General features: G+C 36.9%; 8 protein-coding genes and 2 pseudogenes. 3 read left to right on the plus strand and 7 right to left on the minus strand.

Going from position 1 to position 9,061, the window contains the following annotated elements:
• A pseudogene (locus AC1DRF_RS11410) lies at positions 1-245 on the minus strand (hypothetical protein); the annotation flags it as partial.
• A gap of 261 nt (positions 246-506) precedes the next feature.
• On the opposite strand from AC1DRF_RS11410, the gene AC1DRF_RS11415 reads away from it, so the two are divergent.
• On the plus strand, positions 507-1,247 hold the full coding sequence (locus AC1DRF_RS11415) for a BMQ_0737 family morphogenetic spore coat protein (RefSeq protein WP_097824311.1): 741 nt from the start codon (positions 507-509) through the stop codon (positions 1,245-1,247).
• A gap of 140 nt (positions 1,248-1,387) precedes the next feature.
• On the plus strand, positions 1,388-2,221 hold the full coding sequence (locus AC1DRF_RS11420) for an OmpH family outer membrane protein (RefSeq protein WP_477740774.1): 834 nt from the start codon (positions 1,388-1,390) through the stop codon (positions 2,219-2,221).
• A gap of 47 nt (positions 2,222-2,268) precedes the next feature.
• Here AC1DRF_RS11420 and AC1DRF_RS11425 read toward each other — a convergent pair whose 3' ends face one another.
• The 4 genes from AC1DRF_RS11425 to mgtE all read right to left on the minus strand — a co-directional run bounded on the left by AC1DRF_RS11425 (position 2,269) and on the right by mgtE (position 7,005).
• Positions 2,269-2,604, minus strand: a complete 336-nt coding sequence (locus AC1DRF_RS11425) for a DUF1360 domain-containing protein (protein WP_427075725.1) — start codon at positions 2,602-2,604, stop codon at positions 2,269-2,271.
• A 77-nt stretch (positions 2,605-2,681) separates the two neighbouring features.
• Complete coding sequence (locus AC1DRF_RS11430) at positions 2,682-3,194, minus strand: CotO family spore coat protein (protein ID WP_034654355.1); 513 nt, start codon at positions 3,192-3,194, stop codon at positions 2,682-2,684.
• 416 nt (positions 3,195-3,610) lie between these two features.
• Positions 3,611-5,470, minus strand: coding sequence for a monovalent cation:proton antiporter family protein (locus AC1DRF_RS11435; RefSeq protein WP_477740775.1), 1,860 nt, complete (start codon positions 5,468-5,470; stop codon positions 3,611-3,613).
• A gap of 158 nt (positions 5,471-5,628) precedes the next feature.
• Positions 5,629-7,005, minus strand: a complete 1,377-nt coding sequence (gene mgtE, locus AC1DRF_RS11440) for a magnesium transporter (protein ID WP_043980456.1) — start codon at positions 7,003-7,005, stop codon at positions 5,629-5,631.
• 177 nt (positions 7,006-7,182) lie between these two features.
• Here mgtE and prpE point away from each other — a divergent pair, with 177 nt between their 5' ends.
• Positions 7,183-7,923, plus strand: a complete 741-nt coding sequence (gene prpE, locus AC1DRF_RS11445) for a bis(5'-nucleosyl)-tetraphosphatase PrpE (RefSeq protein WP_043980458.1) — start codon at positions 7,183-7,185, stop codon at positions 7,921-7,923.
• An 18-nt stretch (positions 7,924-7,941) separates the two neighbouring features.
• Here prpE and AC1DRF_RS11450 read toward each other — a convergent pair whose 3' ends face one another.
• Entirely contained in the window at positions 7,942-8,850 is a 909-nt protein-coding gene (locus AC1DRF_RS11450; protein ID WP_013081773.1) for an RluA family pseudouridine synthase, read from the minus strand.
• A gap of 14 nt (positions 8,851-8,864) precedes the next feature.
• Positions 8,865-9,061: pseudogene (gene ppnK / locus AC1DRF_RS11455) on the minus strand (NAD kinase); the annotation flags it as partial.

Genomic DNA, 9,061 nt, shown 5'->3' on the forward strand with positions numbered 1-9,061 from the left:
TGATTGTACTGTACAATGGACTGTTCGATTTTTGGTTTTTGTTCATTAACGCATGCTTTAAGCCAATCTATTTTTTCCTCTAGCTTCTTTTTTTCTTCTTCATGCTTTTGCTTTAATTCCGCTAACTCTTCCTTAATATCTTCATATTCAAATTCTTGATGTTTGAATTTCTGATATTCTTCTTTATAAAAAGCCAGTTCTGACTTCAATGAAGCAATATATTGTTTTGTTTTTTCCTCACTCATGCCTTTCACTCCTCCATTATAAATAACCCACTACTTCTAAAAAATCACTTAAAGATGAATAACACTTTTTATTAACATGAATATGCTGTAATTGAGTTTATTATTTCCTTCATTTTTTATGCTCGCTTCACCTAGAATTTATTCCGATAAATTCCGCTTTTACTAAGGAACATAAAAGCAGGTCATTCATACACTATAGTAGTCCGATACCTAGTAACGAAAAGCGTAAAGGAAGGACAATTACAATTAGGAGGTTTAAAAATGGGAGAACTTTTTGAATCATTGTGTATCCGCGTACCTAAAGTGTACGACTGGGTTAGACGTCAAGTCGTTTTACCACAAATTTTTACCCATGACACTTCGTTATTTAATGAACATGTGCTTAAAGGTTTAGGAGATGACGTAGAAGTTGAAATTATTTTAACAGATTGCCATGGTAATCCTGTGGATCCTTCAGATGAAAACGCACTGGATAAAGTAATTGAACTTGTGCCGCACGGAGGTCGCCGCCCTCGAACAATTATTTTACCCGATGGAGAAAGTGTTGTTCTTCATGAAGTTAAATTATCAATCAGTGGCTTTTACAAGATTAAGTTAATTGATTTAGGTAACCATCAAAAACATCATGAATTTACTTCTTGTAATATTCCATGGAAAACACATCAAACGTTTTATCTTTGTGCTCCTGAAGGCACTGACCCAGTTGTACACCTAGATTCTTTTGAAGGAACAAGCGGTTCTATAAGATTATCACACGGACGTTTACAACTGCTAAGCTTCGACATCGTATTATGTTTAAGTATACAAATTGAAAAAGACGTGAAAATTGAAGTGGAAGGCAGCTTCTGCTACCCTCGACCTGAAATCATCGATCCATCCAACGTTGGTTGCTTACCTGTCGAATATCCACCTCAATGTGAAGCTATCTTCCCTGGAAAACATCATCACGATGAATGTGATGAAAGAAGCTATGAAAGTTCCTTTGAAACAGATTTCGATTAATTAAATACTCTATCAGAGGAGAATATTTCTCCTCTTTTTTCATCGTTTACAAGCTTTGTGCATACATATAAATAAAACTGCTGTAGGCAGCTCAGGTTTACAAACTTAATTCATAGCTCAGCAGGAAAGGAGACTACTAGATGAGTCGTAACTCCCCTTCCCCTAAAGATGATTTAACTCAACTAAAACAAAAGCTCATTCACTATAAATCGGAAATTCGGCACGTACAAAACCAATTAAAAAGCTATGAACGAGCTTTAGAACGAGAAAAAGAAAATACATCGTTTTGGAAGAAAAAACACGCTGAGACGCTTTCTACATCTGAAAAAGAAGTAGAAATTGAAGGATTAGAAAAAGAGCTGGATTTACTAAGAAACGAGCTTTCTGAACAAAAAATTATTGCAGAAGCATTTCGGGAAAAAGCCTCGAGAAAACAGCCCATCATTGAAGAAAAGATTGTGGAAAAAGTAATCGAAAAAATTGTGGAAAAACCTGTGGAAAGGTTCGAAAAGAGTGATATCCTCTGTTTCTTTCAACATTCTATACTGCTGCCAGAACAAGATGAAAGCGAGCTGACGATATTCGGCAACGTAATTATTCAAAATCAAACGAGCAGTACTTTACGCTCTCCGGTGCTTTGCTTAAAAATGAAACCCACTGCTTCGGCTATATTAAGCGGGAAGATCATTGATGAAAAAGACATTGAAGTTTCCAGTATCCCCTCTTCTTCTTTAGAATGGCGCTATGCTCATCCAAAATGGAACGAAAAAATTCAAAATGACGGTGAATATTGGATCAAACCTATTAAGCAAACCGTATTAAGGCCAAAAGACAAATTACTATTTGACTCTTTTCAAGTAGTCATTCCGCTGTCCTCTGATACGACTTCATTTATTCTAGAAGGCTTTTTTTATAGCGAAGAGTGGCAAGAAGGCATCCCTTTTTTTAATAAAGTAGTGCTAAATTTCCCTTAATTATTAAAAGACATATTGATGTTCAATATGTCTTTTAACTCGTCCATTTATTTCATAAATGATTCTATAATTCCTGCACATCCTGCAATAGCTAAGATTGTAATGATAGGAATAGCAATATGCGGGAACGCTACATAACTAAAATAAATCCCTACCGCACACCATATGCCCGTACACCAATAACAGCTGAGCAGCTCTCCAATCCACTTTTGCATTCCCTTCCCTTTTATCTCTAGATAAGTTACCGTATTTCCTTGTTCATCTTGATCTTCTACAATTTTATGAAACGGTTTACGAATAAACGCTGTGATTTTATCAAAAACAATTAGACGAGTAAGTCGAAATGTTGCAAAGATAAATAATGTTAGATAAATCCATGTCATTTTCATTCCTCCGTGCATTCACAAACTTATGAAAATAAAAGCTAACGTGCTTCTTCACTGTTAGCTTTTAGAGTTACTTAAATTTTAATGATAGATATGGTCTGAATATCATGAAATGTCAATACTGTTTTCTCTTTATTAGGAGGAACGCTCACGTATAAACTTCCTTCTTTTAATTCTAAAATTGTTCCTATATATTTTTGGTTTTGACACGTAATTTCACAAATTGGCTGAGACATATGAGGCGGGAAACTGCATAGAAAATCAACTTTTTCTTTAATCGTCATAGACTGAAACATTTTATTTGGCTTTTTAGTCTCTGATTGCGGTATATCCACGGGAACAATTGAACGCTCTTCCTCTTTTTCTTGCTTAATCTCTTCCACTTTTTCTACGTCAGGCTCTTTGACTTCTTGAATGGAAGAAAAGCTGGGCTCTTCTTTTAACACGTGCTCTTTCTCTATTCCTTTATTGTCTTGCTGTTTTGAACTAAAATAATATTGCATAGAACGCTGATTTTGCGTAGCGTTTGGCTGGACAATGTACATTAGCGGCTCGTTTTCTTCTGACTTAGATTTTGAGTTAGTCATGAAGCATACCTCCAATTGCTTGTTATCGTTCTTTTAAAAATGTATGCTTGAACACGGAAAAACTTGTTTATTTTTTTGCGGTAGCCTTTTTAACACCAAAAGCAGCGCTGTACTTTTATTTCCAGCATTTGAGAAAACACGATAAAAGAGGTTGAGACATAACGAAATTAATTCAATCTAAAGACGCACAAATGGGACACATGAGCTGAACCGCTTGTTACACCGCAGTTGATTTCCGTGCAAGACTTCGCTTTCCGCGGGCGGTCGATGAAACTTATTTTCAAAACAACAAAAAAAACGAACCACTAATCAAACATTTTGATCAGTGGTTCGTTTTTCACTTCAGCTAAAATAATTTTGTCCCAGCCTCTTTCTCTCATTCAATAACATAGAAAACTAAACCTACCTAGATACCTTTATCTAATTTTATACTCAAGAAGCATACGCAATTCATTCACATACGAACGAGACCCCGTTACAATCAAACGATCATCAAATTCAAGCTCTGTATCGCCATGAGGTACAATGGAATCTTTGCCTCTAAAGATTCGAACAAAAATCACATCTCCTGTAAATGGGAACTTACGAAGCTCTACCCCCTCGTATTTAGGGTTACGCATATTAATTTGATAAAGTGCTGTTTCTTGATTCGTTAAGATATTTAAAATATTTGGCGATTCGATTAAAGCTTTTAGCAATGCAGTCGTAGATAACAGCACAGAAAAAACTTCAATGTTATTTTCTTTCATCTTTTCATCTAATACAGGACTTTCTACGCGGGCAATAACCCGTTCTGCACCATATTTTTTTGCAAATACAGCAATGTCGCTATTTCTTTCTTCTTCCCCTGTTGTTACAACTAATACATCCGCATCTAAAATCCCCATACGTATTAAAGTTTCCTTACTATATCCATCGATGTCGACGATATTAAAAATGGAATCCGACGTACGGTTTTCAATTTTGTCCTGAGTAGGGTGATAAATCGTAACATCATATAAATCAAGATCCATTTCTCGAATAACCGGGAGTGTAAATTGATTTGCACCGAGCATATTAACCTTCAGCTTTCTGTCACTGATTTCTGGCTTTGGAAACAGTTTTCTAAAGATAATAGGTGTAATAATACAGGTAATAATCGCCACCAAAATCAGCGCACCGGACATTTGTGAATCAATAACACCAATATTTTCACCCACCGTTGCTGCCGCAATAACGAGTGATAAAGTCGATGTTAAAAGAAAACCCGATGCCAAAACGGTTTTCATATCATACCATTTTCTTAAGATTAACGCTGGGACTAGCTTGGATATCAACAATGCAATGAATAATAAAGGCATTAATATCAGCACTTTTTTATCACTGAACAATGACCAAACATCAAGCTTCACTCCTACCATCACAAAAAAGATAGGAATTAAAAATCCATAGCCAAACGAATCTAATTTATGAACTAAATTTTTGTTAGGAGCTAGAAGAGAAACGAGTGATCCCGCTAAAAACGCGCCTAAAATGTTTTCAACACCAATTGACTCCGAAAGGCCCACCAGAATGATAATGAGTGCAAATACGGCGCGCGTGTCGATTTGAATTGTACCTTTAGACATTGTTTCAAGAAACGATCGGTTTTTAAACTGCTTCCCTATGAAGTATAAAATCACTCCTACTCCAAATAAAATTAAAATCAACCATGTATTGCTATCTCCTGATTTATCATAGACGGAAGCAAATAYGGCTAGTAAAATCATCGTGACTAAGTCCGCAATAACCGCAATCAATAAAATGGTTTGTCCAATCGGCTTTTTCATAATCTGTGCATCTTTTAATGTCGGCACTACTACTCCTAGTGAAATGGTAGAAATAATAAGCGTCATCAAAAAGGCATTATCAATAAAACCTGTCCATACAAAAACATAGGACAAAAATAGTGAAACCGCAAAGATAGCTGCAAACACTAGTATAGAAATGGAAAAAGCATTTGGCACCTTCGCTCCTGATGCCTTTTTGTCTTTTGAATTTCCTCCAGCAAAAGCAGAAAAATCAATTTCTAAACCACTTAAAAACATCAAAAAGATAAAGCCTAGAGTGGAAAGTGTTTCAAGCCACATATCCTGCTCCACAAGGTCAAAACCACTTTTCCCTATAATTAATCCCATAATAATTTCAGCTACGACTACAGGTATAATGTTGAGTTTAAACCGATGTAACAGTATAGGCGTTAAAAAGGCCAAACTAATGACGATAACAAGTGATGTAAAGGACGCGTGCTGTTCCATTAGATTCCCCTCCTTTTCCCTTCGCTATTTATAAAACGAAGACGTTAGTATTCAAAATTAAAGGTTAATCATAAAAGCTTGAAGGTTCTCTGTCAACTATATGAACTGATAATGAAAATCCGACATGATTACTCATGCCGAATTCTAAAGTCCCTTCATTATTTTAAATAACTCATAAATGTTGTCGCTAGACCGAAGTAAATTAAAATACTGATAAGATCATTGATCGTTGTAATAAATGGTCCTGATGCGACTGCAGGGTCAATTTTGAACCTGTGCATGAGAAGCGGGATAAACGCTCCTGCAAGTGTAGCCACAATCAATGTTGAAAATACAGACACGCCTACCAAAGCGCCTAAAATAAGATCTCCTTGCCAAATATAAACAATTAATACAACTAAAAGTCCGCATGATGCGCCCGTAATCATTCCGGTAGCTGCTTCTCGCATTAACAGCTTAAATTTGCTTTCTTCTTCGATTTCTCCCGTCGCTAGTCCGCGAACCGCAACGGCTAGTGCCTGTGTTCCTGTATTACCAGCCATACCGCCAATCAAAGGTATAAATACAGCTAAAATAGCTACTTGATTCAAAGTATCTTCAAAACGTCCAATTAAACTCGCTGTCATCATTCCTAAAAACAGCAAAATGATAAGCCAAGGTAGCCTCTTTTTGGCCGCTACTAAAGGATTGTGGTCAATCGTATCATCTACATCACTAATACCGGCTAATTTAGAATAGTCATCCGATGCCTCTTCATCAAGAACATCCATCACATCATCAACCGTAATAATCCCGAGAAGATGCTGCTGAAAATCAACAACTGGAAGCGCAAGAAAGTTGTAATCGCGCATAATACGCGCAACTTCTTCTTGGTCTTCTGCTACTGATACGGATACGACTCGTTCATTCATAACTTCGCTTATCATCGTATCTTCATCTGCTATAATTAAATCACGAAGAGAAATAACACCTGCTAGATGCTTTTGTTCATCAATAACAAATACATAATAAATTGTTTCCGCTTCTGGAGCTTCCCTGCGTAGAATGTGCATGGCTGAATGTACGGTTTGATTTTCACGAATGGCCACAAATTCAGTCGTCATAATACTTCCAGCGGTATATTCCTCGTAATGAAGCAGCTCTTTAATTTCATCGGCTGCTTCTTCATCCATAATCGTTAAATAGCTCGCCACTTGTTCTTTATCCAATTCATTTAATACGTCAACGGCATCATCCGCCGACATTTTCGACAGCATGTCTGCTGCAAAATTGGGATGCATCTCTGAGAGAATTTCTTGATAATCTTCTTCTCGTATCTCTACATTTTCAAAGATATCCGCCATTTCTTCCGGAGATAACATCTCGTACAGCGCAAATCTAGAAGGCTCATCTAATTCTTCAAAAAATTGAGCTTGGTCATACGTATGCATATGTAAAAATTCTTCACGAAATGCATCGATTTCATTTTTTTCTAAAAGTGATAATAAATGTTCGGCGAACCATGCCTTTTCTTCTTTTTCAATTGAATCTGTCATGTCTTCAACCTCCCTGTCGCACAAAACTCATTTAACTTTATGATGAATTTTGTTTTTTTTCAACTCACAGCTCTTTACTCTTTTCCCAATAATATATAAGTTCTACACATAGTTTGCTCCATATAAGGGTAATTTTATATCGTCAAAGGAAAAACCTTTTAAGGATGTGGATAAAAGATGAAAGTAGATATAATAGGCGATATCCATGGGTGCTATGATGAATTAAAAGCGTTAACAGAAAAACTTGGGTATGAATGGCAAGACGGGATTCCTGTCCACTCTGACGGACGGCGCCTTGGATTTGTAGGTGATTTAACAGACCGAGGACCTCATTCACTAAAAGTGATTGAGCTCGTATGGTCACTTGTAATAAAGCATCAGCAAGCTTACTACTGTCCAGGCAATCACTGCAATAAGCTATATCGCTTCTTTTGCGGTAACAAAGTGCAAATTACTCATGGATTAGAAACGACCGTTGCCGAGTACGAAGCTTTACCTTCAAGAGAACAGAAATTCATTAAAAAAAAGTTCATTGAGCTTTATGAACAATCACCTCTATATGTGCAGCTTGATCAAAACCAATTAATTATTGCTCACGCCGGTCTTAAAGCTGAATACATCGGCAGAACGGATAAAAAAGTAAAAACCTTTGTGCTATACGGAGACATTACGGGTGAAAAACATCTAAACGGCATGCCTGTCCGACGGGATTGGGCCAAACATTATAACGGAAAACCGTTTATCGTTTATGGGCATACACCCGTAGTAAAAGCCAGAAAAATTCATAATACCATTAATATTGATACAGGCGCAGTTTTTGGAGGGGCTTTAACGGCGTTTCAGTATCCTGAAAGGAATATTATATCGGTGCCTTCATCTATGCCTTACGTAGAGGAAAAATTTAATCACTTCGTGTAAAAAGAAAGTCGCTTTTCATTAAAAAAAGCGACTTTCTTTTACGATTTGAAGTTTCTGCATATCTGGCGGCAAAGGTGCTGTAAAAGACAAAGTTTTTTGTAAAAAAGGATGAAAAAAAGTGAGCTCATAGCTGTGAAGAGCTTGACGAGAAATAAGATGATTCGTTCCTCCATATAAGGTATCTCCAAGCAGTGGATATCCTTTATAAGCCATATGAACACGAATTTGGTGAGTTCTCCCCGTCTCAAGCGAAAGAGCAACTTCTGTAAAAGAAGAATACTGACGAAGCGCCGTATAGTGTGTAATAGCAAACTGCCCATCTTCTCTTACTTCCCGTTCGATGATACTTGACTCTTTTCGGCCAATCGGTGCCTCTATCGTTTCTTTGCCAACAAGCTTCCCATGAACAAAAGCTCGGTACACGCGTTTAATTTCATGTTCTTTTTGTGCTTTAGAGAATAAGTAATGAACGTGCCTATGCTTAGCGACAATAAGCAGCCCAGATGTGTCTCGGTCCAACCTATTTACAAGATGAACAGTCGAGTTAATGTTATTTTTCTCATAATAATAAAGCACAGCATTACTTAGTGACCACGTTAGATGTTCTCGAGAAGGTATACTTGGCATGTTTGGTTGCTTATTCAACACTAATATATACTCATCTTCGTATACAATATCCAAAGGTATAGCTTTAGGAAGAAGACTTTCACTTGCTTTTTCTGGTGGAAACGCCACCTTAATTTCGTCACCTTTTTGCAGAATATATCGAACCGTTGCATGCTTTCCATTTACTTCAATTGCTCCTCCTCTGAACTTAATGTCCGTCAGAGAAGCTTTCGAAATATCATGTTCTTTTAAAAATTCACGAACCGCTACACCCTCGAAAGAATGATCTACGGTCCAACTCAACGTAAAAACTTGTTTCATTCTCTTCCCTGCCTTTAATCATCACATACAAAAGAGTCTCTGACACGCTGCCAGAAAGGAAACGCACGAAAGCGAGCAAATCGAATTTTTTCGCTTGCTACCCGAAATTGAATCGACTTTACATCTTTATGTAAAAGAGTTAAATGATCAATGGTAATTTGAAAGTCTGCGTCGTTGACAGGCTTTAACAGCGCTGTATGATGTCCAGGAA

Source organism: Priestia sp. P5_B4 (genome assembly GCF_056400385.1).

Bases quoted from the DNA above. Each gene is read 5' to 3' on its own strand.
- AC1DRF_RS11415 (WP_097824311.1), top strand. From the start codon at position 507: ATGGGAGAACTTTTTGAATCATTGTGTATCCGCGTACCTAAAGTGTAC.
- AC1DRF_RS11420 (WP_477740774.1), top strand. From the start codon at position 1,388: ATGAGTCGTAACTCCCCTTCCCCTAAAGATGATTTAACTCAACTAAAA.
- AC1DRF_RS11425 (WP_427075725.1), bottom strand. From the start codon at position 2,604: ATGACATGGATTTATCTAACATTATTTATCTTTGCAACATTTCGACTT.
- AC1DRF_RS11430 (WP_034654355.1), bottom strand. From the start codon at position 3,194: ATGACTAACTCAAAATCTAAGTCAGAAGAAAACGAGCCGCTAATGTAC.
- mgtE (WP_043980456.1), bottom strand. From the start codon at position 7,005: ATGACAGATTCAATTGAAAAAGAAGAAAAGGCATGGTTCGCCGAACAT.
- prpE (WP_043980458.1), top strand. From the start codon at position 7,183: ATGAAAGTAGATATAATAGGCGATATCCATGGGTGCTATGATGAATTA.
- AC1DRF_RS11450 (WP_013081773.1), bottom strand. From the start codon at position 8,850: ATGAAACAAGTTTTTACGTTGAGTTGGACCGTAGATCATTCTTTCGAG.